We start from the raw sequence: 21,516 nt of genomic DNA, 5'->3' as shown, positions 1-21,516 counted from the left end.
CATTTACCCGAAGACACTATCTCAAAGGTCTGGCGCACGGCAACAGCAGTGAGGAGGGTCTGGGCGCGTAATCGCAAACGCAAGTCTCTAGCCCTTAACAAGACTTCCGAGGGTCCCGGGGGGGGAGAGTGATGAGCAGATCAAAGTGGCCAAGTGGTGATTCATGTGCCTGTCCGGGCTGCTGTCACAAGCTGCCTACTACGCATCCCGGTTTTCCCATGCCTTTGCACTGCCAGGCGCTTGACCAACGTGAGCGTATTGCGGCTTGCAAGTCGTCTGTGGTTCTTGACCGCGCATAGGGCATGTGCAATTCTCGACATTGGCAATAGCCAGGGGTCCATACCCCGAGTTGCTGCGGGCTCACTACGATCTGATGCTCCTTGTTTTGAACGGGGGCCTTGGGGAAACCGCAGTCAAGGTCCAGAACTACCGTCAAAGCACATCGGAGCCAGAGATGACATCAAGATTCCGCAGCTGAGGCTGCTAGGGCTTTTCTAGCCCCGTCCATTGCAAATGACCAGCTGCATGCGCCATTGGCGCATCGCAGTAGCTCGCTGCGCCCAAATTAAGGAATATCTTATGACCAGCTTTGACCGGCAGGCCGTGCTGCGCCTGTCCGAAACGCTTCATAGTGCTTGTAGTGAGCACTTCAGTATCAGTCCGCATCGCATTCGCGAAGCCACGATTCGCGCCTTTGGCTTCAATAGCGAGGCTGCATGGCTTGCTCACATCGATCAAAAGCCCGACTGGATAGGGATTAATTTCGATATGCTTACCTTCGTCATGGAACTAGCGCAGATGACCAAGTCTTGGCCGACAGCTGAGGCTGTGGGTGCGTTGGCCTCCGGCGTTCGACTGACCTTAAACATTGCGTTTGATCCCAGTCGTCAGCATCCCCGTTACACAAACACGACCTATGAGCTTCATGCTGCCTTTAGCGGGCTGGATGGACATGTTTGGGCACGCCCGCCGGTCGTGGTGCTGCCTGAATTTTTCAGCGGGAAGCCCGGCGATGTTTTCCGTAGAGAGAAGTTTCGGGTCGATTCTTCTTGGCAGCATCGGAGCTTCCCAGATAACGAGCTACACCAGGAGAAAGGGCAAGCATTTGGGCGCAACATCCTCACTGCGCGTTTGATAGACAATGAGTGGCAGGGAGGCCTGTTCGTCTACGACCCAGAAGATCAGAAGGACGATCGCAACGTTCGTAAGAACGCTCACGCGGCACTGTCTCGTGCAGTGCTTGCATCGGTGTTACCGGGCTTTCGTTGTCGCGTCTACCGACCCAATCAGTATGATCAACGCGCGAGACGTGTTGAGATGTTTTTGGATCCATCAATCCTCGCTCAGCTCCATGGGGTGGACCTAATTTTTAAGGTTCCACAGATCGGTGGCTGGCGGGCCCATGTCATCCATCCACATCGGTATGCCGGTTTGAACGAAGTGCCCGATGAACCAAGTGGACGCCTCCATGATGGCTTTTGGGCTTGTGATCTCTACTTCCATCCCGGGCACTCGGGCGTCGAACAAGCGTCGGATTTCGATCTCAAAATGGCCTTCTATGGCGTCATGAGAGAACGCTTGCGCGAGATGCTCGGAAATGCCGCGCATCGCTTATAGGTGACGCAGAGATCCTAGCCGCTGTGAGCTAGCTGCCACGTGCCTGCGTGTGTATCGCCTCTAAAATTCGCTCCCGCTCTGACGCTCCGCCTGCGTTCAGAGCGTTATATAGGTTGTGTTCTCGGCCTTCTTACCGTATGGGTCTTCCCATGTGAGGAGTGCGTTGTAGGCTGATGGGCTGTCAAGGTAGATAGCGGCATAGAACGAAATCGAAGAGCCAGGCTCCAAGACGGGTGCAGGAAACTTAGAGTCGTAATCTGTCCCCGCAATAGGATCGTGCTCTTCCTTCCCAGCAATGATCTTAACTTGAACATTGCGAGCCTGTGCTGAGCCTACATTAGTCACGCGGAAGCGGTAGGTCTTATTGTCACGGTAAAGATCAAGCTTCACGTGCGCAGATGCGCGACCAGCATCGCTGGATAGCAGCAGTTCTAGCTGCTTCTCATGCAAGGCGGCGGTGGCCCGATTTTGGCGAAGCTGCGCGTCCTCTAACTGATCCATTCGCTTACGCTGCGCGCTTTGCCGAATAAGTGCGAGCACGGCTGGCACGACTGCCAGCAATGCGATGAGAAGCGTGAGGACTTCAAACTTGGTCATGGAATACGCCTTTCGCGGAGCACTAGCCAGCTTGGATTGCCTCGCTCAAGGATACATCCTCGCCCCCTTCCTCAACCGCTCCTTGAACTGCCCACGCACGTAGCTCGGCAGCGTCACAGCCGGCTGATATTGGCCCAACGCCTCCACTTGGATCTTCCGGGTGTTCCCAGCCGATTTGTGCACATAGTTGTCTTGGAGCACGGGCGCCTTCTTGTTGAGGGCATGGCCGGTGATCAAGGCAATGTGCTCAACCCGCACGCCCTTGGCGTCGAGCTCTGTGGCAAGCATATGGCGCTCGCAACTGAGGCTTCTGTGAGCCCAACCTATTGCTGCCACATTTGGCTCAAAAAGGCGGCTTGGAGCTGAAAGCCGGCCCTCGGCTTTGCTCTATCTATTCGGCATCAGGCGCAGCCGCCAGACTCACAGTCCAATGGCCACCTTCCTCTCGATGGGGCTTGAGTAGGTCATAGGTCCGACGTCCCCCCAAGTTTGAGTAGCGCCTTAGTTTGGAGTCCAATTCCCTACCCCGAGGAGATTGGACGTGAAGAAGCGTTTTTCCGAAGAACAGATCATTGNCGGCGGAATGACGCCGACGGCCTATGCCCAGCACCTGGCCAACAGCGATATCATCAACCCCGGACTCTAAACCCGACTGCTACTCAGGATGGGGGGACGTCGGGTCTTCAACATGTCAACGAGTCCAGAGTGCCCGTAGGCACTTGGAGAGAAGGCTGAGTCTGCACGTTTCAAATACTGACTCAGCGCGCTCACGCTGACCCTGCCATCCGGTGTTCCCGCTGCAAGCAGAGAGACAGCTTCCACGACAAATCGCGGCCGACGTTTGATCTTTGCCGATTGGGTAGACACAGCGACAGACTTGAGTTGAGTAGGAGCCGCAGGTTTTGCTTCTGGTGTCTCCGCATCAGGCGCTTCCGCAGCTGCCTGCTCCGGACTCCATTCAAAGAATCGATCACAAGCATTACGCAGGGCATCAGGCGTTTTTGCCTCGCCCACTATGAAAACCGTTGCGCCTCGCTCTCTCAGTCTGCGACTAAGGTATGCAAAATCCGAATCACTGGTGACAAGGCAAAAGACCTCTGCACGCTTGTCGAACAGCGCTTCTTGAGCATCAAGAGCCAGAGCGATGTCAGCAGTATTCTTTTTAGACGCGTATTGGTATTGGAGGCATGGGGTGAACGCCTGCCGGACTAATGCTTGCTCCCAAGAGTTGCTGAGCGTTGCTTTGTTTCCATAACCCCGCCGAAGGATCACACGACCTGCCTGCGCTGCCATAAGGAGCGCGAAATCGATAATCGCTGGTGCTACATTGTCGCAGTCGATCATAACCGCGACCGTTCCATCCTGTTGGTGTGCCATGATCTTCCTTATCTAATTATCAATATATTCTTTGAAATCACGGAGCCGCATATAGAGGCCATGATCCCGCTGCCACTTGGCCAAATTGCCATCACGGAAATTGATCACCGCGTTTTCCCATTCTTTGAGGTTGCCAAGTTCGAACCAAGGAAGATTTCCTGGCTGGATGTATTGCATCTCACCAGGCTGGCGCCCATCGGGAGTTTGATAGATGAGTGGTTTATCGGCTTTGAATTTATGTCCTCGATACCAAGTAAAACTGATGATGGTTGCGTTTTGAGGCATCTTCGGCCATCGTGCGTAGGCATAGATTTCAATGCCCGGACTTTCATCCTGCTGTTTCTTGCGCTTCGCCTCTTGTGCCTCACTAAGCTTGCTGGTCACACAACAGTGATCCAGATTTCCTGGTCAGCGAAGAACTCAGGATGATTTTTCAAAGCATCGAGCGTCGACCCATTGGAGACCATTGGAACGGCTTGCGTCTTTCTAATCTCGTGGAGCTTTTCTAGACGATCAAGTTCGCTCGGTTCAATCATTCTGGCTTCGGTCCATAACACTTCGAACCAGGCCTTTGCCTCAGCCAATGACACTTGATCACTGGTGCGGAAGCCAAGCTCTTTCCAGTGGAGGTGTTCAAATCCAGCGACACCAAGTCCACCAGATGATGCATTCGCACTCCCGATCACCATCTCATCTGCGGCGATGTAAGCCTTGGCGTGGAGGCGATCCAGTGTCTTGACCTGGACGCCTTTGAGCGTCATCAGGGTCCTGACCTCTGTGATGTTCGTTGCTCCCTGGCTTAGCTCCAAGATGACACGAACGCTTCGACTAGGCTTGCTTAGTTGCAAAATCGTTGAAGCGTTAGTTCCCCAGAACGCTACTGCAAGATCAAGGTCAGTATCCTGCCCTTTGACCCAATCGACCAGATCTTTCTGATCTTTGATGAGAACTGCCATGTTGCAAATCCTCCATTTCTGTGTAGGCCACTTGGTGCGAACTATCCAAGTTCAGTCAGTTGTGTAAGCTGGGAATGCATAGCTCGCTTGCCTAACCGCTTTCCTTTGAAGTGCAGGTGGCGTTTCTTTTAAAAAAGGCTTAGTTCAAAACTTCGCTTAGGCAGATCGTTCTTATCAAAGCATCTGGTCAAGCATCGCGAAGTGCCCGGCTCCTGACCAAAGCGATCGATTGCCAACTACATACACTGCCTCCTTGGCACGCGTGACTGCAACATTGAGGAGGTTCGGCGTCGATCCAGCCCAGCCGCGCGCACCATGCTGGGCAGCTTGCGGAGCGCCCAGCACGAAGATCACGGCTTGGGCTTCGCGACCTTGAACAGTGTGCACAGTGCCAATGCGCTCTTTAGTCCACTCGTAAGGGCTATTCACCCAACCGGTAAGCAAGCCTGAGCGACGAACGAGCTCCCGAAGCTCGTCTTGCACGACGACAAACGGTGTGACGACATAGAGGTCAGGAGCGATGCTAGCCCTCTGCAACAACCGTAAGAGCGCGATCACCTGCTCGCCTTCCTCGGGCGAATACTTATCCCGTCCACTGCCACAAACCTCGATCCAGCGTGAAGGACCCAAGGCATCCCGGATGATCGAAACACCAGGCACTTTGGCTTGGACCATGAGGTTGTTGTAGGCCACACGGTTGGAAATCTCAAACATTGGCGAGGCGCAGCGCCTGTGCACCAACAGCGGCGCACCAACCGCGCGAGAACCTGATGTGGTTTCAAAGCGCGCGCAATGCAGGCTTCCGTCGTCAGCAAGCGTTTGGGCAGAAGCGTTAGGAGCAGCAAAGCGATCCGAATCAACCTTAAACTCGCGCATCACCGCTTGCGTAAGCACGGGCGGCAGCGGGACCACGGGCTCTACCTGCAATGGATCGCCCACAATGAGCGCGTGCTTGGTTCGAAGGAGTGCACCAACGGTCGACTGAGGCGTTGCTTGGCCAGCTTCATCGACGAGTAACCAACCTAGGCTCTCATCAGGAAGCTGGTTGAGCATACGTTCGACTGATGCAAAAGCAGTGGAAATGACTGGCACCACAAGGAACAAGCTTGCCCATAGATCTGCTGCCAATTGCTTGCGATCGGCGCCAAGCTTGAAGTTGCTGCCGACAAGCCCATTCAAGTTGCGAAGTAGTGGTAAGGCTGCCGCATCGATAAAGGCGCGGTGGACATCCATTGCCGCTTCAAACAGTTCAGAACGCTGGGTTTGAAGATCGCGATCCAGCCAAGGCAACGCCAAATTCTTGGCGCCGTGTGCAAGATCGTGGAAACTCGCATCAAGCACGCAAGCGCCGTCGCCCACTTGAACGCTTGCGCATCGAGCAAGGGCCTTGTCCAGCGCATCCTTTGCTGTGACGTGAGATGCGGCGATATCATGGGCGGCTTTTCGCGCCTGCTCAGACGCTTGGAGGGCGGCATCTTCTTTGGACTTTAATTTCCGATAGGCAACTTGTGCTTGATCATGCTCGCGAGCGAGGTGTGTATTTGCGGCCTCCCACTGCTTGACGCTGGTCGAACCAAACAGGCGTTTCAGGGCGAACAAACCAGGACGATCCCGCTCATGTTGGCTCAGCGCTTCCCGGCTGCCTCCAAGCTGGCTCCCGGCGTTGGTTGATATCGATTGTGCTGTCTGCCAAGTCTCTATAGCAATGGCAGCATTTCGCTCAGCATCGGCCCTTTGCTGTGAGGCATATTGCTCGCGTTTCCGTAGAGTAGGCAGGGCACCGAGTGCCTGTCGAAGCGACTCCAATTCCGCCAAGCGCTTGCGCACTTGCGCTGAGCAAGCTTGGAAGTGCTGTTTCGCTTGCTGCCAACGCGCCATGGCCTCAACTGGACTTGCAGGGGCTTGGCAAAGCTCAGCTAAGCCCTCGCGATCAGATTCTTGGCGCGGCGTGATGCCACTAACGCGTTCCAGGTAGGTCTTGAACGAGAGATGCGATTCTGTCCAAAACGCCTTTCGAAAGCGGGAGCGGTTGGTGCCGTTCCCCAGGACAGCTGCCGAAAGACCCCAGGCATCTTTGCCAAGCAGCTGGGTTGCCAAAGGCTCGAAGTAACGAAGCGTGCTTTCCTTGGCAATGGAGCCGAGTGCCGGGATCTCTTCGCTGATGTTCTCGACTGCTTTGTTGTTCGAGCTTGCCACGACCATTTCGAAACCACGAAGCGACAGATCAAGAGAAAATAGCTCCTGATTTTCACCTCGGATGCGTTTACTCCATGCAGATTTGAAGGCCTTTTTGGGATCATCGAAGGCGCACATGGCCTCGGCCCGACGCGTCAGCTGATCGGCCATGACATCGCGTAGTAGCGTGCTCTTGCCCGTGCCAGGAGGGCCATTGACGCCCAGCAAGGGGCTCGTCTTAGGCAACTGCGAGGCGAGGTTTACCGCCACCTGCTGTAAGAGCGCCGGACGCTGGTTAGGTGGAGTGACCCAGCGCCCAAGGGGCGCAATGGCAGGCGACAATGCCTGGTCAAGCGCTTGGCGGTCATGCAAAAGGTCATGCCGCTCCGAGGGCTTGGTCTGCCCCAAGAAGCGCGCCAGTGCTGACGGAAGCTTTTGACGCATTGCGCGATCCTTGGCTCGGGCCAGGTCGCGCAAGAAGAAGCTGTTGAGCAGGAGCGGATCCGGAACGAGGCTGCTTCGAAAGCCCATGTAGGCAGCGACGGCAAATTGCGGGCCCTGCACCAGCTCGGCAGGGAGTCTGAGGGTTTGCACCAGCCAGGAGAACGCCTTTTGAAGCGTGGCGTAAGCGATCGGCGTATCCGTCCCACTTGGATCGGGGCGGAGCTGTTTGGTGAGGCCTTCAATCAGGCGACCTTCTTCCCTCGTCCAGGAAGCCAAATCGAGCAATGAGCCTTCGAGCGCAACAGGTAGGCCCCAGCCAAAAGCCGAGAGGGTTACCGGCATGTCGCCAGCCAGAAGTCCGTCTTTGTCGACCAAGATCGATGCCAGAACGACCTCGCCCTTGATGTTGGGCGGGTTGGGGCGTGCGTCTTGAAAACGCGTGAGAAGCTTGCCGAAAGCGGGCTCAGCGGCAAGCGTTCCGAGGATGATATGAAAGTAGACCTTGAAGTTCGGCTTAGAGCGGGCGGAGCCGCCATCCCAAGGCAGCCCTGGTCCAATCGAGACGATGTTTTGCGCTATGTTGCTCGCAAGCTCTGCGCGTCGCTTGAAGGTGGTGGGCGATAGCACTTCCAGAGCTGACCAAGCATCCAGGATATCGGGAGCGCGATTGGTGTAGTTCACCGGTTCGAATTCAGGCGGGGGGATGGTGGGCCCAGCCTGCTGCTCCGCCATATCGCTCGGCTCAGGACGAGGGCGCGTTGGCTCGGTTGAGGCGTCGCGTGGCGCAAGCGGCGCCTGGTTGTGCGCGCTGTCAGCCCGGCCCTGTGCCCGGTAGCGACCCAAGGCATTGACCACCTCCGTAGCAAGCTCCTTGGCACGCGGAGTTCGGCGAAAGCCAAGTTCCTCCGCGAGTTCTGCAAGCGTGGCCTCGTCAGAAAGGGATTCAGCGTAAAGCTCTTCGAGCTGGTCAATGGATTTAGATAAGTGCGGGCGGCTCATCCGTGGGCTCAGGTCTGCGGGCTACCCATGCAGTGTAGGACAAGCTTTGGCGCTAGCAAGGCTTTGTGATCAAGAAGAAGGCCAACTGATTGATCTGGCCAGCAGAAATGCTCTCGAATCGTGCCGATGATGCGAATTGACAAGATGCTTAGAGATCTTAGTCTCGTGCTTGGAGCTATTCATGAGCCAAGCCACGCGGCGTTGTCCGACGAAATTCGAAATCCTAGAAGCTTGGAGCGAAGCTTGCGCTCATCAATCGAGGTGGATGGCGACAGGCGTCCATGATGCTGCGCCCTGGCTGGACGAGCTGCTGGGAGCGACCAGTGCTAAAGACCTCGCGTGGCTCCTTGACGAGCCCGACATGATGGATGTCGTGTTGCCCGCACTATCCATGGCATGCATGCGTTGCCACTGGATGATGGGTCGTTTGCAAGGCAATTTTCATGTCGATGATCAGCTGACCGTTGTGCTCACGCTGCTGTTCGCCCGCTCATCTTTTCGAGCAGAAATGATCCGGTTGATCATGGAGCAGTATCCTGACGGTCAGGGTTTGAGCGACTTGCAATTGGTGAAGCTTGCCGAGTGCGTCGCCTTCATTGGGGATGCATTGTGCTTAGAGCGAATGATGGCACGCGTTGAGGTAAGCGAGACTTTGTGTGATGCTTTTGATCTCGCCCAACGCGCCTCGCACGAAGCATGCATGGCCCTGCTTTGGTCCCGCTGTGGCCATGTAGCTTGCATTTATATGGATGCCAAGGAGTGTGCGAATATGGAGCTGCTTTGCATGCGCGAGGATGCCAAACGTGTTCGAAATTCCCTCTCGGTTGGCAGCCCAAATCTTAAGGTCACCTCTGCTCCCGCCCGTCTCTGACGAAAAGCTCTAGCCGTAGCTCATTGACGCCTGCACCGCCTTAATCATCTTCCGCAAGTTGGCTCGGGTCAGTTCGCCGCGCAAATAAGCGGCAAAAAGGTAAGCCAGAACAGTTGGGCGTGGATCTATGCCAAGTGCCTCCTTCCTAAGCTCGTCCCACGTGATCCAGTCAAACTGAGTGGGAAGCAGGCTGTGCAACTGCTGTGCTTCTGCTGAGGCTTTTCCGGCTGTCATAGCATCGACTAGCTGATCTTCAAGTGGCCTAAGAAGCGCCGCGTCCTGCTCGCTGAGGCTTGTTTTGCCATCACGTTGATGCGCGATCATCCAAGCGATCAATACCGCAGCTTGAAATGGCTTAAAGCCCCAAATTTCAAGTCTCAACGCAATTCTTTCCCAGTAATCGTCAAGCGCCCCCAGAATATTCCTTACAGCATCTACAAACGCCATGACTCTCATCCGTTGAGTAAGTTCGCGAAGTATAACGCGGCCACGAGCGCAGCGTTACCCACTATCCTTGATTGCCGCCTTTCGATCAATGATCTGTGATGTCCGACATCCTCTGCCTCATCCCTGACACCAATGTGCTATTGCAGTATAAGGCGGCCGTCAAGATTCATGGATAGGTCTTAGCTCCCCTTTTCAGCTTCTCTCTAAACTGCCCACGCACATAGCTCGGCAGCGTCACAGCCGGCTGATAGTGGCCGAGCGCTTCTACTTGGATCTTCCGGGTGTTCCCGGCCGATTTGTGGACATAGTTGTCCTGCAGCACGGGCGCCTTCTTGTTGAGCGCGTGACCTGTGATCAAGGCAATGTGCTCAACCCGCACTCCCTTTGCATCGAGTTCTGTTGCCAGGGTATGGCGGAAGGCGTGCGATCCGATCCCTTTGCCGAAGCCTAGGCCTTTCAAGTAGGCAGCAAACTGGTTGACGAAGCCCTGGCTGTAGCGTCCGTTTGGCTCCCCGGTCTTGCGGCAGGTGCCAGCCGACAGGTTCGGGAAGAGGCGCGGGTGACCAGACGCCTTGATGTCCGCCAGGAAGTCGAGGAAGCCTGCTTGGAGAAGACTGTCGTGGATCGGCACCTTACGGATGGCGCTCTTGCCTTTCAGGCTTTGACGGCTGCGCTTACCCGCGCTTTGCGCCAGATCCTCATCCACGGTTTTTTGTATCGAGAAGCACCACACGCCTTGATCTTGGACGATGTCAGCCACTTTGAGCTGCGCGATCTCATTGATCCGGGCGCCTGTGTAAAGCGCAATGAGCGGGCACCACCAACGGTGCGGATACTTCTTGGCCCAAGGCAGGAAGGTTTCGGGGTTGAAGATCTTCTGGATTTCTTCTGGTGAGAGAAGCCGCTCGGGCTCGTCCTGATCAGCCAGTAGCTCTTCTCTGGCCGGCTTGAACGCATCCATGGGCGAGTGCGGGATGGCACGAGCTTTGACCAGGGTGTTGAAGAAGGACGCGAGGAAGCGCCGATGCAGTTCCAGGGTGGCGTTGGCCGGTTGAGCCCGCCCTTGGCGTTGACCTTTGGCGATCAAGGCATCGACGCTCAACCCTTGGTGCTTGGGGTTGGTCATGAAGTCTTCGGGTGCCCATCGCAGCAGATCCCACATTTGGTAGATATGCGTGTGCTCGATCCGAGCAACAGAGGTGTTGCCGCTCACCCGGTGCAAGATGGCAAGAGTGCGGCGATAAGCATCAATCGTAGTGGTGCGAAGGTTCTGCCGCTCCTTGTCTTTGAGGAAGTCGTCCACCTCTTCAGAGAGGAGTCGCGCCGGAGTGGCCAAGGGCAAAGGCTCGGGATAGCGAGTTCCGGATCGGCGAAGCCGTCGCAGCTTTTCATGATGGTCATAGGTCGCTTGGACCAAATCCTGAAGGTGAAGCGCGCCGGCTCGGTCTTGAACGACCATGTCAGTGAATTCGACTTTGCCGATGCGAATGCTTCGGATAAATAACTGACCTTTGGGGTGCTGCAAATACTTGTGAAGTTGAGAGTGTTTAAAGTGCATCTACTATCCAATTTTGAGGAGGTAGACGTTTGATAAGGGGAGGGGATTTTCTGTCAATGATAAAATAGGACAGAATTTCGTGCCGATGATTGCCTAAGGTGATCTCGCTAATTGCCATTAAAACAGCCGCGTTTTCAGTTTGAATTTCATAAAAAATTTTCTCGGCAAGCTATATGGGGCAATGATTGACGCTATATAAATGGGTTTGAAACCATCAATGCGCATGTAGTGTTTAAAAGTAACAAACGGGCAAAAGTGGGAGAAATCTCACGCAAATAAAATGAACTTAAGATAAATGCGGTGGGGTTTGCCTAATCTAATTACTCTTAAGAAGACAGTTAGGCAATTCGAGTTTTGTCCTTCCAGGCCGATAGCGGTCAGTCTGGGAGTCGCAGAATTTGAGACATAATTCGGCTCATATTGTGCTGTAGTTTGCCCTGTGATGAGATCGCCCTTTCGGCACCTGCGATCTACTATGCTGCAAATCGACTACTTATGGAGCAATGAGCCGTGACCAACGACGCGGGTGATGACGGAAATTCGTTAAACGACACGTCCAAGAGGTTTGGGGTGATTGGTTCCACGTCGAAGACGCAAGTCTTGGGCAGCACTCTGCAAAACGATGCGATCAAGAGGGCACTGAGCTTCTCTGACTCCCTGTCACCCCTTGGTAAGGCAATCAAGCGCTCTCAGGGGACTGAGCTTGCCTTTTATCAGGAGCAGCTAGCCCGGACGGTTAACACAGGACCTATGCTCGGGCAGCTCCAAGAGGCCATGTTTCAGCAAGATCAAATCCTGCGGCAATTCACCGGTTTAGGTCGGCGCGAGCGGCTGCCTTGGGATTCCGATATCAATGCTTTACGCACATTTCAAAGTAGCATCGGCCCTTTGATCAAGCAGATGGATCAAACCCGCGAACTTGCGAAAAGTTGGGATAGGGATTTCAACTTTGGGCTATCGAAGATTGGCGAGAGTATCCGCGCCTTTAACGCACACCGCGAGTCAATTAACCGCTTTATTGGGCAGCTTGGCGAGCCTTTCGAATTGGCTACTCGTCTTTCACAAAGCGACCAATTCAAAGCATGGCAAGCTGCTGCTGTCGGTCATGGCATGCAAGCGCTCGTGGATCGAGCACTCGCGGACCTAGAGTCCAATGAGCTCGCATCTGTTCGATACGCGGATTTTGAGAGCGAGGAGGATCTCGGCGCTCCCGAACGGGCAGTTCTGCTTGTCGCATGGGTCACGTGGCTCACCACCGCAGTCCGCCATACGCTCTCAGATCCGAAAGAGCGCAAAGAGTTGCTTCAATTTATGTTCGGTATCTTGATGTTTGTTTACAGTGACATCAGCGGTCGTCGCGACCAAGACGAGCTGCGCTCAGAAATACATCAACTCAAAGCAACTATCACCACTGAGCAAGAAGAGCATAAAGCTGATGTAGCCCGTTTAGAAGCGCTCCTGACTGCTCAGATTGCGTTACAAGTTGTTTCTCAAAGCTTTGAAGTCTTACCCCTGCGAGCTCCGCTGCGCTCATCTCCTGCCGGGCCATTAGCGGGTGAGCTTCGGCGAGGCGACGAAGTCCAGGTATGGCAGGCTGCTGGCAAGTGGCGCTTCATCCGCACCGTCAATGATGAAGGCACAGTGGTTGAGGGATGGGTTATGAAGAAGCACTTGCGTCACGTAAATGACTAGCCAAGTTGTTGACGTGTGTCGAGTGATATCAAGATATCGCACTGTTCAAATTTACAGGACCTATGTCGGCAATGCTTTCAAAAATTTGGGACAAAGTTCGTTGGGGCTTCACAGAGATTTTAGCGTGGTGCATCGCGACGCATATCGAACGGATTCAGAAAGATGCTCATCGAAAGGGGGGGAAAGAAGGATTCGATCAGGGTAAGGCGGTGGGCCAGAGTGAGGGGTTCGCAGAGGGGCGCCTTATTTACGAAGTGGTTGAAGCAGCGCCGTTGCAAGTCAAGGCCATAGATGAGGGCTTATATGGGCCATCACGATTGGGGGATGTGTCGACCGCCAGTTTGATGAAAAGCGATGTAGAGCAAAAGGTGGCGGGGGGTCTCATTAAGGCACCAACAGATGAACAATGGGAAATGATTCTGACGGATCATCCCGCCACTTGTGTTTCTGCCGGTGCCGGATCGGGTAAATCAACGACACTGGTTCTTCGTATTGTTTATATGCTGGAATATCTGAACATTCCTGATCACGAAATCACAGTCATTTCCTTTACCAAAGATTCGTGTGTCGAGCTACGCAGAAAGCTCATCGAGGTCCTTAGTCTTTGGCGCCATGGCATTGCTCCACCGGCCTGGGAGAGCTGGGCAAAAGAAAAAGTTAGAACTTTTCATTCCGTTCTGTATCGGCAAGCGAGTTGCGCGCTACCTGGGCGGAAGTTTTTTGAGAACTTGAAAAATTCTACTGCTGACCGCTTTGTTGAAGATAGCGATAACGGAGACGTCGATAACCCAGCAAGCGTCAGCAAACTCAATGAAGCCCAGGTAGAACTTATTGCCGAAGCTTATAGAAAACTCTTTTTCACGGATGTCGTATTTCGTCAGGCAGTCACTGAAATTTTTAAAGCTGAAATTTTTTCTGGGCCCAACTCCCAATCCGATAAAGAAATCAAGAAGACGTCGATTTTTCACTCGGGTCGTCGGGATAAGCAGGTTGTAGAGCTGTGCAACAAATCGTGGGAGGCGCATGGTTGGCCATTTGATGGGGTTGTCGATGTCGACTCAGTAGAGCTGGCAATTGTGGAAGGTCAGCATAAGTTCTACGCTAATGGCGTTCATGAGCATACGCGGACGCCTATCGTCTTGGGCTTCTCGCCTAATCTCAGTGAGGCAGAAAAAGATGCCAAATTAGGCGGCAATGATGGACTTAAATTTTCAGTATGTTTAGGGCTTCGAATTCAAATTTTGACGCGATATGCAGGGCGCGATTACATCTACATAAAGAATGAAAGCGACTTGGCGAATTATAAGCGTTGGAATGACTGGATTGCTAGTTCGGCAAATGGGCAGTCAACTTCAATAGCTCCAATTTTTGATGTAAAGCTTGATGGAGAGATGAAATCGACTTTGATCTACGAGGCGCTTTTTGTCCAGGGTTCATTCATCGAAACGCTGGGTTGGGAGGTCGGTGCTTTGCTGGAAAAAATTCCCGCTCCCCAATGTGTAGATAAGACGGTCTACTTTTGCCGCGCCCTTGGCCGCTTTTGGCCGCACCTGAATAAATTCCTCGGAGAGAAGGGCGTTCATACTTACAATCGCGCATTCCTTGCACTCACCCACGCTGCTGGAAGTACAAGTTTGCTTAACCAAAGTTCTCAGTCTATGCGACATCTTTTGGTGGATGAGTTTCAAGACATTTCACCCCTTATTGTTAATTGGTTAAAAGTGGCGCAAAAGGGGCTGCTCACAGGCGATCAAACACGCGGAGTGAGTATTATGGCCATTGGTGATGACTGGCAATCGATCTATGGCTGGCGAGGCAGCGCGCCGCAATTATTCATTGATTTCGGCAGATACTTTCCTGTCCACGCGGATCTCGGTAGTGTGCGGCAGCTTTTATTCAAGAACAATTTTCGCTCGGTGGAACCGATCGTGCAAGACGCTGAACGCTTACTTTCGCGAGTGAAAAAAAAGGTGTCAAAGACTAGTGTTGCAGTTATTAAGACTCATCATGACGACCACGGGGTCAAGCTTATTACTTATGGTGATCAAAAAAAGAAGATAGACGACAATGAGTCAGTGAAGATTTTGGTTCCTTTCATTGAGAATCAATACAAATCCGCGAAGTCCAGGATAAACGCGAGCAATGAACTCGTGATTGTAATGACTAGGCGGCGGGGCATTCGAAATATTTTATCGGCAGAATTTCCAGAGAAGAATTATGCGGGACTGAGAGTTTGCACATATCATCAGGCGAAAGGGCTTGAAGCGGACGTGGCGATTCTCATCGAAGACTGTGTTCCCGGGGACTCTCATCCGCTTCGGAACATGATCTATGCGGCCAGCGGGTCGACGTCCCCCCATCCTGAGTAGCAGTCGGGTTTAGAGTCCGGGGTTGATGATATCGCTGTTGGCCAGGTGCTGGGCATAGGCCGTCGGCGTCNGAAGCCAATGATCTGTTCTTCGGAAAAACGCTTCTTCACGTCCAATCTCCTCGGGGTAGGGAATTGGACTCCAAACTAAGGCGCTACTCAAACTTGGGGGGACGTCGTCTCCTTTTAGGTCCAGCACGTGTTCTAGCCATGAACATGTGCTGGCTAAGTCGATTGACGTGTCGATCGGGACGCCTTGATACCAGTTGCGTTCAAGCTTTTCGGTTGCCACCTTGATCGAGTAGCGAACAAAGTGCCGATAGATCTTTTTGTATGCTTTTAGTGTTGGAGGTTGTAAGGTAATTTGATGGGGATAAATGGCGTGAATCAAAGTAATTAAATGATGTTGCCTTTTATAGCACCGCCAGAAAGCCTCGGCCTGTTCCAGGGTGCTTTCAGGGTGTCGCGCCAAGAAGACTCCGATTGCTAAGGAGACGTACTGTTTGTCTATCGACAAATTTCGGCAATATTTAAAATTCTTGCCGAGCTGCTTGTCTCTGAATGCGATAAATGAATTTAAATCAAACATTGGATTTTAAGAATTTATCTTGCAGTCTATATCGGTATTTTTCCATGTCAATTAAATCCGGCTAAGATGTTTTTAGTATTTCTGGTGAAATGGTAAATCGATTTCTCAGGTGGAACGCTAGGCATTGTCATTCGTGACGTTTATTCGTGAGTTTGGATCTTTGAGGTCGATAGAAATCCGCCGTGATTCCATAACAGGCAAAGTAGAACCCTCGAAAATAGCTGTCTTACGCTCTTGAGCCTTGCTAAATCTTGAGTCAGAACTGATGAACTCTGACTCAGGAAACACACATGGCCATCTATCACACCCGCATCAAAACTTACAGCCGAGCCAAAGGGCATTCGGCGCTTGCCGCAGCGGCATATCGCGGTGGTTATCTGCTCACCGATCCCACCTCAGGTGCGCGCCACGACTACCGGGGTAGGACGGGCATCATCCAGTCGCGTTGCATGGCACCACCTGGTTCGCCGGCATGGGCGGATGACCCGCAAGCACTTTGGGCCGCTGCAGAAGCGGCAGAGCGACGCTGCAACAGCACCGTCTGCCGCGACTTCGCCATCGCGCTACCACACGAACTCGATGAGCCCAAGCGCTGGACGTTGGTGCTCGATATCGCTCATCGCCTGATTGAGAGATATGGCTTTGCCCTGCAAGCGAGTTACCATCGCCCGACCAAAGATGATCCTCGCTACTTCTACGCCCATCTGCTTGCGACAACCAGGTGCATGGAAGCCGCTGGTTTGACCCAGAAGACGCGTGTGCTAGACGGGCGCATGAATGGCAAGGAGGAAGTCGAGTGGATCCGCGCCATGATCGCTGACCGGATCAATGCACACCTTGCCCAAGCTGGCATCGGCAAATCGGTTGAGCATCGGCCCTTGACGGAACGCTTGGAAGCGATGCGAGGCAACGGAATCTTTGTCCAAGGACAAGCAAGCTTCGAGCAGCTTCTGTCCCGCTACCGCCAAGAGGGACGACTGTTGAGCGTGCCGGATGGCCACACGGCGGAGCAGGCCCAGCGTGAGCACCAAGGGCCAGGCATGGAGCCTGACGACGCTCCGGAAAATTGGCAGTCCGTTGGCCGGTTCAGTTCAAGTAAGGACGGCGAAGCTCTGTCAGCAATCCAAGCAGATCGAAGCGGCCATCAAGATACGCATTGAGGGCGTCGGCCATGTGCTGGTCAACGCCAAAGCCAGCCGCATGCTGTTGGGCGATCCAGCCTTCAACATGGGCTTGGCGGAGTTGATGTTCTTGGTGGTCCAGAGGTAAGGCTTGCTGGCTGACGGAAGGAGGCATGGCGAAGAATCCAAGTGGCTGATGCACTTGATTCGTAGCACAAAGCGGCTCTTCGTCAAGCCGCCCCTAGCCGCTTGCAAAACGAGCGGTCAGAGCTTCTCGCCCTCATTGATCGCCTGATTCAAGATCTCATACCACTGGTTCATCTCGCGCTCGCTGCCGAACTTGATCGTCCAGACTGGATGGTCCACATCTCGAACGCTGACCGTGATCGTTCCTTCCCGCCTCCTGATTAGCCCTGACCATCAGCCGCCTGTCGCAGGATCTGCGCCGCGCTGGGTGGATGCTGCTGTCACCTGAAGCCAACGAGGTGGCGTGATGAGTATCAATGCCGTGCAGTTCCAAGCGGGATTGTCGATGCCTGAGTTCTTCGCGTCCTACGGCACCGAAGCCAAGTGCTATCGCGCGCTTTACAAGTGGCGCTGGCCGCAAGGCTTTCGTTGCCCTGTTTGTGCCGGACGCGTGCGCTCGCGTTTCAAGCGGGGTGCTGCGATCTACTACCAATGCAGCGCGTGCCGGCATCAGACCAGCCTGATTGCAGGCACGATGTTCGAAGGCACCAAGCTGCCGCTGCGCACCTGGATGCTGGCGTTGCACCTGCTGACCTCGACCAAAACCAACATGGCCGCGCTGGAGTTGATGCGGCATCTGGGCGTCAACTACAAGACGGCCTGGCGGATGAAACACAAGATCATGCAGGTTATGGCCGAGCGCGAATCCATGCGGAAACTGGCGGGTTTCGTGCAGATCGACGATGCCTATCTCGGCGGCGAGCGTAACGGTGGCAAGGCCGGACGCGGATCGGAGAACAAACAAGCGTTCCTGATTGCGGTGCAGACCGATGCCACCTTCACCGCGCCGCGCTTTGTGGTGATCGAGCCGGTGCGCAGCTTCGACAACACCTCGCTGCAGGACTGGATTGCCCGTCGCTTGGCGCCCGAATGCGAGGTCTACACCGATGGGCTGGCCTGCTTCCGCCGGCTAGAAGACGCCGGCCACGCGCACACCACGCTGGACACTGGCGGTGGTCGTGCCGCGACCGAAACGGCCGGTGCACGTTGGCTCAACGTGGTGCTGGGCAATCTCAAACGCGCCATCAGTGGCGTGTATCACGCCATCGCGCAAGGCAAATACGCAAGGCGTTACCTGGGAGAAGCGGCCTATCGTTTTAATCGTCGATTCCGCTTGCGCGAGATGCTGCCACGACTTGCCACGGCCATGATGCAATCCACACCATGCCCAGAGCCGGTTTTACGTGCAGCGAGCAATTTTCATGGCTGAGAGTCGGGGCTAATCAGGTCCCGCCTTGAGTTGTGCCAGTGCTTCTCCCAAGAGCGAATATCCATCAACGGGTAGATCTTCACTGTCCTGCCGACACGAATCTTCAACCGCGACCGCTCAATCGAGACCGCCAAAGCTCCTTGTCGCCCAAAATAGGAGCGATCAAACTCCCGACCAAAGACCTCCCGCTGGCTGCGCAATCGGTCAGCCCGATTGACGGCAACGGCGACCAGCACCGCTGTGCCCAGGGCAAGCAAGATGAGAAACGTGCTAACGGTCATGTGAACTCCTGAGAACAGAATGGGACCATCGTTGATTGCCAACGGTGGCTATTGGACGCGGCCGGTGATCTTCCAAGTGCCGCCCACCTTGGTGAAGGTGTAGACCCCATCCATTTGATGACCAAAGTCCCGCTCCATGGCTTCAACCTTGGCGCTTACGTCACAGGTGTAGCTGGGCGCACCTTCTGCCTTCGTGCACTGGTTACTCTCGAAGTCTTCGATGCGCGCCTCTTCGTTGCTGTTCGCTTTGACGAACTGCAAAAAAGCGTGCTCCCGCTCAGTCTCAGCAGGGCCACCGCCAGAGCAGCTGGCCAAACAGACCGACATCAGGCCAACCAGGGCCAAACAAAGCTTTGACATGTGCATCTCCAAAAGAGGAAGGGAAGAGCGCTGGGGATCCACCAGACCGACAGGTTCGGATGCCCTGATTGCCGGCACGCTCAATGACTGCAAGCCTCCGCACACCGGCAGGAATGACCGGTGTTGGTGCTTGGCAGTCGGAGTTGATTGGCTGACGGAACCATGTTACTGATAAAGTAACAGACAAGGCAAGTCGGAGACCTCATGCTCAAACACGTCATTGCATGCTTGTGGTCACATTTTGGATCTGGACGACGCTCGTCTCATCTTCGCCAACCGCCTACGTCACGCGCGCCAGAAGGCCGAGCTGACCCAGGAAGCCTTGGGTGTTGCCGCTGGACTGGCTCCTGAGGTGGCCAGGACGCGCATCAATCGCTACGAGAAGGGCGTGAACGAGTGCGATCTACGCACCGCCAAGCGCTTGGCCGACGCTCTCGGCATGCCACTGGCTGCCTTCTTCGCCGAGACCGATGAGGTCGCAGACGCCATCCAAGCGCTCGCCAAGCTTTCCGTCGAAGAGCAGCGAAAGATCGTCGCCGAATTGCAGCTCAAAGCCCAGCGCAGCGATCCGCCTAGCCCATAGTGCATCGGGCCTCGCTGCTGGTGTCCTGGTCTGCGTGCAGATCAGACAATTCCTACACAGATGCCAATGCCCATCCGATCTGAGCGGGCGGTGTGATCCTGTAATCTTGCGAGCGGACGGTCGTTTTCAAACAAGCCAGGGATCACAGATGGAAGGCAGCGCGTCATGACCGGCAAGATCAAGCTCAGTGTCGCCATCGCGCTGTTGCTCTTCGCCCTCACCGCAGGGGTCTACCTCTCCGGTCAGTTGATCCTGATGCTGTTGAAAGTGGCTGGGCCGCTCAGCTTCGACACCTACTGGTCTTACGTCAAAGCGCTCGACCTCCCGCAGTTCGCTCCCTATGCCAGCAAGATCAAGCTGGCTGGCGCCATTGGCTTCGGCGTGCCGCTCCTGGCCTGGATCGCGCTGCTGATTCCGCTGTTCAAGCCGAAGGCCGCCGCCTTGCATGGCGATGCGCGCTTTGCGTCCGGCAGTGATCTGGCCAAGAAGGATATGCTCAAACCGTCGCCAACCGGCATTGTGGTTGGCAAGCACGGTGGCAAGTTGGTGCGCCTACCTGGGCAACAGTTTGTGATCCTGGCCGCGCCCACGCGTTCCGGTAAGGGTGTGGGCATCGTCATTCCCAATCTGCTCGACTACCAAGGCTCGGTGGTGGTCCTAGACATCAAGCAGGAAAACTTCGATCTGACCTCCGGCTGGCGCAAGAGCCAAGGCCAAGAGGTCTTTTTGTTCAACCCCTTTGCCGAAGACGGGCGCACGCACCGCTGGAATCCACTGAGCTACATTTCGCCCGATCCCGCCTTTCGCGTGTCGGATCTGATGAGTATCGCGGCGATGCTCTATCCAGACGGCTCTGACGCCCAGAAGTTCTGGGTGAGCCAGGCCCGCAACGCGTTCATGGCGTTTACGCTCTATCTGTTCGATAGCTTGGACGATCAGATCAAGCGCAAGCACCCGAAAGACACCTGGATGTTCCCAACCCTTGGCTTGCTCTATCGCGTGTCGTCTGGGGATGGGAGCGACTTGAAGGGCTACCTTAAAAATCTTTCTCAGCGCGACTTCCTGGGCCGCGACGCCAAGATGGCGTTCGACAATTTGCTCTCGCAAGCCGAAGAGACGTTCGCCTCGATCATGGGCACGTTCAAGGAGCCGCTCAACCAGTTCATCAACCCAATCCTGGATGCGGCCACCAGCGGCAACGATTTCTTGCTCACCGATGTGCGCAAGAAGAAGATGAGCATCTACATTGGCATCCAGCCGAACAAGCTGGCCGAAAGCCGCTTGTTGATCAACCTGCTGTTTAGTCAGCTCATCAACCTCAACACCAAAGAGCTGCCGCAGAACAACCCGGCGCTCAAACATCAATGCTTGCTGCTGATGGACGAATTCACGTCCATCGGCCGGGTCGACATCATTGCAAGCGCGGTGAGCTACATGGCTGGCTACAACATTCGCTTGCTGCCGATCATCCAGAGCATGGCGCAGCTGGACGCGACCTATGGCAAGGATGTCTCGCGCACCATCATCACCAACCATGCCTTGCAAATTGTCTATGCCCCGCGTGAGCAGCAAGACGCCAACGACTACTCGGACATGCTCGGCTACACCACGGTGCGCAAGAAGAACAAGTCGCACACCAGTGGCAAGCAAAGCAGTGTGTCCTATTCCGAAACCGAGCAACGCCGTGCCTTGATGCTGCCGCAGGAGTTGAAGGCGATGGGCTTTGATAAGGAGGTCTTCCTCTATGAAGGCATCCCAAGCCCAGTGCTTTGCGAGAAGATCAAGTATTACGAAGATGCCTACTTCACCAAGCGCTTGTTGCCGAAGGTGAAGATTGAAGCCTTACAGATGGTCCCCGCATGAGTGATAGCACACCTTCCAATGTGCCTCAGAATCGATTGAAGGCTGGTGGCAGTCACAGTCAACAGCTTCTGCGTGACCTGGCATTAATCAATGCGCGCACTGTGCAGCAGTTAGGGCCATTGCAACCGGGGGCGTCCGTAGCAACGCCTAAGCGCAAGCCCA

Annotated in this window: 17 protein-coding genes and 1 pseudogene; 8 read left to right on the top strand and 10 right to left on the bottom strand. The window is 54.6% G+C overall.

Features of this window, described 5'->3' with window-relative positions; translation table 11 throughout:
* Nucleotides 1–579: 579 nt before the first annotated feature.
* A complete protein-coding gene (locus XCSCFBP4642_RS29280; RefSeq protein ID WP_160170392.1) occupies nt 580–1,617 on the top strand; it encodes a hypothetical protein in 1,038 nt (345 codons plus the stop codon).
* A gap of 96 nt (nt 1,618–1,713) precedes the next feature.
* Here XCSCFBP4642_RS29280 and XCSCFBP4642_RS0118205 read toward each other — a convergent pair whose 3' ends face one another.
* The 6 genes and pseudogenes from XCSCFBP4642_RS0118205 to XCSCFBP4642_RS0118185 all read right to left on the bottom strand — a co-directional run bounded on the left by XCSCFBP4642_RS0118205 (nt 1,714) and on the right by XCSCFBP4642_RS0118185 (nt 8,165).
* Nucleotides 1,714–2,214, bottom strand: a complete 501-nt coding sequence (locus tag XCSCFBP4642_RS0118205) for a COG1361 family protein (protein WP_029221032.1) — start codon at nt 2,212–2,214, stop codon at nt 1,714–1,716.
* 45 nt (nt 2,215–2,259) lie between these two features.
* Nucleotides 2,260–2,508, bottom strand: a pseudogene (locus tag XCSCFBP4642_RS0118200) (integrase); the annotation flags it as partial.
* Between the two features lie 348 nt (nt 2,509–2,856).
* Nucleotides 2,857–3,591 (bottom strand): NYN domain-containing protein, encoded by a 735-nt coding sequence (locus XCSCFBP4642_RS27580; protein ID WP_084624585.1) that lies wholly within the window; start codon nt 3,589–3,591, stop codon nt 2,857–2,859.
* A gap of 12 nt (nt 3,592–3,603) precedes the next feature.
* Entirely contained in the window at nt 3,604–3,975 is a 372-nt protein-coding gene (locus XCSCFBP4642_RS28855; RefSeq protein ID WP_152527298.1) for a hypothetical protein, read from the bottom strand.
* A complete protein-coding gene (locus tag XCSCFBP4642_RS25970) occupies nt 3,972–4,547 on the bottom strand; it encodes a phospholipase D family protein (RefSeq protein ID WP_053329594.1) in 576 nt (191 codons plus the stop codon). Before XCSCFBP4642_RS25970 ends, XCSCFBP4642_RS28855 begins: the two co-directional genes overlap by 4 nt.
* Before the next feature lie 174 nt (nt 4,548–4,721).
* Nucleotides 4,722–8,165 carry a DEAD/DEAH box helicase gene (locus tag XCSCFBP4642_RS0118185; protein WP_033898522.1) on the bottom strand — a complete coding sequence of 1,148 codons (3,444 nt, stop codon included), beginning with the start codon at nt 8,163–8,165 and terminating at the stop codon, nt 4,722–4,724.
* 181 nt (nt 8,166–8,346) lie between these two features.
* Between XCSCFBP4642_RS0118185 and XCSCFBP4642_RS29510 the strand changes: the two genes are divergently transcribed.
* Nucleotides 8,347–9,036 (top strand): hypothetical protein, encoded by a 690-nt coding sequence (locus XCSCFBP4642_RS29510; RefSeq protein WP_167331395.1) that lies wholly within the window; start codon nt 8,347–8,349, stop codon nt 9,034–9,036.
* Nucleotides 9,037–9,045: 9 nt separating this feature from the next.
* Here XCSCFBP4642_RS29510 and XCSCFBP4642_RS0118175 read toward each other — a convergent pair whose 3' ends face one another.
* Both XCSCFBP4642_RS0118175 and XCSCFBP4642_RS0118170 read right to left on the bottom strand, forming a co-directional pair.
* Complete coding sequence (locus XCSCFBP4642_RS0118175) at nt 9,046–9,483, bottom strand: hypothetical protein (protein ID WP_150114917.1); 438 nt, start codon at nt 9,481–9,483, stop codon at nt 9,046–9,048.
* A gap of 166 nt (nt 9,484–9,649) precedes the next feature.
* Nucleotides 9,650–10,819: a tyrosine-type recombinase/integrase gene (locus tag XCSCFBP4642_RS0118170; RefSeq protein ID WP_029221027.1), complete on the bottom strand. Its 1,170-nt coding sequence runs from the start codon at nt 10,817–10,819 to the stop codon at nt 9,650–9,652.
* A 732-nt stretch (nt 10,820–11,551) separates the two neighbouring features.
* On the opposite strand from XCSCFBP4642_RS0118170, the gene XCSCFBP4642_RS0118160 reads away from it, so the two are divergent.
* The 4 genes from XCSCFBP4642_RS0118160 (at nt 11,552) to XCSCFBP4642_RS0118125 (ending at nt 18,267) form a co-directional block, all read left to right on the top strand.
* Entirely contained in the window at nt 11,552–12,733 is a 1,182-nt protein-coding gene (locus XCSCFBP4642_RS0118160; RefSeq protein ID WP_017165084.1) for a hypothetical protein, read from the top strand.
* Nucleotides 12,734–12,804: 71 nt separating this feature from the next.
* Nucleotides 12,805–15,102 (top strand): UvrD-helicase domain-containing protein, encoded by a 2,298-nt coding sequence (locus XCSCFBP4642_RS28845; RefSeq protein WP_228325820.1) that lies wholly within the window; start codon nt 12,805–12,807, stop codon nt 15,100–15,102.
* An 878-nt stretch (nt 15,103–15,980) separates the two neighbouring features.
* Nucleotides 15,981–16,850 carry a MobA/MobL family protein gene (locus tag XCSCFBP4642_RS27570; protein WP_084624584.1) on the top strand — a complete coding sequence of 290 codons (870 nt, stop codon included), beginning with the start codon at nt 15,981–15,983 and terminating at the stop codon, nt 16,848–16,850.
* A gap of 454 nt (nt 16,851–17,304) precedes the next feature.
* On the top strand, nt 17,305–18,267 hold the full coding sequence (locus tag XCSCFBP4642_RS0118125; protein WP_006448937.1) for an IS1595 family transposase: 963 nt from the start codon (nt 17,305–17,307) through the stop codon (nt 18,265–18,267).
* On the opposite strand, the gene XCSCFBP4642_RS0118120 is transcribed toward XCSCFBP4642_RS0118125, so the two are convergent.
* A complete protein-coding gene (locus tag XCSCFBP4642_RS0118120) occupies nt 18,258–18,548 on the bottom strand; it encodes a hypothetical protein (protein WP_029221026.1) in 291 nt (96 codons plus the stop codon). The two genes, XCSCFBP4642_RS0118125 and XCSCFBP4642_RS0118120, sit on opposite strands and share 10 nt — an antisense overlap.
* A gap of 48 nt (nt 18,549–18,596) precedes the next feature.
* Nucleotides 18,597–18,914 (bottom strand): hypothetical protein, encoded by a 318-nt coding sequence (locus XCSCFBP4642_RS0118115; protein ID WP_006449057.1) that lies wholly within the window; start codon nt 18,912–18,914, stop codon nt 18,597–18,599.
* A gap of 235 nt (nt 18,915–19,149) precedes the next feature.
* Here XCSCFBP4642_RS0118115 and XCSCFBP4642_RS0118110 point away from each other — a divergent pair, with 235 nt between their 5' ends.
* Both XCSCFBP4642_RS0118110 and XCSCFBP4642_RS0118105 read left to right on the top strand, forming a co-directional pair.
* Nucleotides 19,150–19,491: a helix-turn-helix domain-containing protein gene (locus XCSCFBP4642_RS0118110; RefSeq protein WP_029221025.1), complete on the top strand. Its 342-nt coding sequence runs from the start codon at nt 19,150–19,152 to the stop codon at nt 19,489–19,491.
* A gap of 165 nt (nt 19,492–19,656) precedes the next feature.
* Nucleotides 19,657–21,354 (top strand): type IV secretory system conjugative DNA transfer family protein, encoded by a 1,698-nt coding sequence (locus tag XCSCFBP4642_RS0118105; protein WP_029221024.1) that lies wholly within the window; start codon nt 19,657–19,659, stop codon nt 21,352–21,354.
* Nucleotides 21,355–21,516: the final 162 nt, after the last annotated feature.

The sequence above is a fragment of the Xanthomonas cassavae CFBP 4642 genome, from assembly GCF_000454545.1.
Lineage (GTDB): Bacteria > Pseudomonadota > Gammaproteobacteria > Xanthomonadales > Xanthomonadaceae > Xanthomonas > Xanthomonas cassavae.
This window is presented reverse-complemented; position numbering and strand designations above follow the sequence as displayed.

Bases quoted from the DNA above. Each gene is read 5' to 3' on its own strand.
- XCSCFBP4642_RS29280 (WP_160170392.1), top strand. From the start codon at position 580: ATGACCAGCTTTGACCGGCAGGCCGTGCTGCGCCTGTCCGAAACGCTT.
- XCSCFBP4642_RS0118205 (WP_029221032.1), bottom strand. From the start codon at position 2,214: ATGACCAAGTTTGAAGTCCTCACGCTTCTCATCGCATTGCTGGCAGTC.
- XCSCFBP4642_RS27580 (WP_084624585.1), bottom strand. From the start codon at position 3,591: ATGGCACACCAACAGGATGGAACGGTCGCGGTTATGATCGACTGCGAC.
- XCSCFBP4642_RS25970 (WP_053329594.1), bottom strand. From the start codon at position 4,547: ATGGCAGTTCTCATCAAAGATCAGAAAGATCTGGTCGATTGGGTCAAA.
- XCSCFBP4642_RS0118185 (WP_033898522.1), bottom strand. From the start codon at position 8,165: ATGAGCCGCCCGCACTTATCTAAATCCATTGACCAGCTCGAAGAGCTT.
- XCSCFBP4642_RS29510 (WP_167331395.1), top strand. From the start codon at position 8,347: ATGAGCCAAGCCACGCGGCGTTGTCCGACGAAATTCGAAATCCTAGAA.
- XCSCFBP4642_RS0118175 (WP_150114917.1), bottom strand. From the start codon at position 9,483: ATGGCGTTTGTAGATGCTGTAAGGAATATTCTGGGGGCGCTTGACGAT.
- XCSCFBP4642_RS28845 (WP_228325820.1), top strand. From the start codon at position 12,805: ATGCTTTCAAAAATTTGGGACAAAGTTCGTTGGGGCTTCACAGAGATT.
- XCSCFBP4642_RS27570 (WP_084624584.1), top strand. From the start codon at position 15,981: ATGGCCATCTATCACACCCGCATCAAAACTTACAGCCGAGCCAAAGGG.
- XCSCFBP4642_RS0118125 (WP_006448937.1), top strand. From the start codon at position 17,305: ATGAGTATCAATGCCGTGCAGTTCCAAGCGGGATTGTCGATGCCTGAG.
- XCSCFBP4642_RS0118120 (WP_029221026.1), bottom strand. From the start codon at position 18,548: ATGACCGTTAGCACGTTTCTCATCTTGCTTGCCCTGGGCACAGCGGTG.
- XCSCFBP4642_RS0118115 (WP_006449057.1), bottom strand. From the start codon at position 18,914: ATGCACATGTCAAAGCTTTGTTTGGCCCTGGTTGGCCTGATGTCGGTC.
- XCSCFBP4642_RS0118105 (WP_029221024.1), top strand. From the start codon at position 19,657: ATGACCGGCAAGATCAAGCTCAGTGTCGCCATCGCGCTGTTGCTCTTC.